Origin of the sequence: Collinsella sp. Sow4_D11 (assembly GCF_052116465.1) — a bacterium.
Lineage (GTDB): Bacteria > Actinomycetota > Coriobacteriia > Coriobacteriales > Coriobacteriaceae > Collinsella.
This window is the reverse complement of record NZ_JBQKLA010000081.1, coordinates 1-405: the sequence shown is the minus strand read 5'-3', so window position 1 is coordinate 405 and position 405 is coordinate 1. Positions and strand designations below refer to the sequence as shown.

Annotated in this window: 1 protein-coding gene; it reads right to left on the bottom strand. The window is 61.5% G+C overall.

Going from position 1 to position 405, the window contains the following annotated elements; genetic code table 11:
• Positions 1 to 373 (bottom strand): amino acid permease (locus ACTQ40_RS10620; protein WP_441564134.1); only part of this gene is annotated, 373 nt, incomplete at its 3' end.
• Between the last annotated feature and the right edge of the window lie 32 nt (positions 374 to 405).

Here is a 405-nt window from a genome sequence, read left to right as displayed (position 1 = left end):
AGCGGGCGACGGAGTTGACGCCGAAGGACCAGGCGGCCATGTTGGCGAACAGGGTGATCAGGAAGGCGATGCAGATGACCTTGAAGAGCACGGAATCGCCCACCATGGTCTGGACCGCGACGATCATGCCGTAGTCGGGGTCGATGGAGTCGGCCGGGATGGCGGCGCCGATGCCGAAGCCAGCGAACAGGTAGATGACGGCAATAGCCACGCCACCGACGACGATAGCCTTGGGGATATCGCGAGCGGGATCGGCCATGTCATCGGTCATGGTGCAGATGACCTCGAAGCCCATGAAGTTGAAGATGATGATGGACAGGTAGCCCAGGGCGTTGGTGTTGGTGAGCTCGGGCAGGAAGGTGGCGGCGGACATGTCGTTCGCGAAACCGTTCTCCATGGCATACC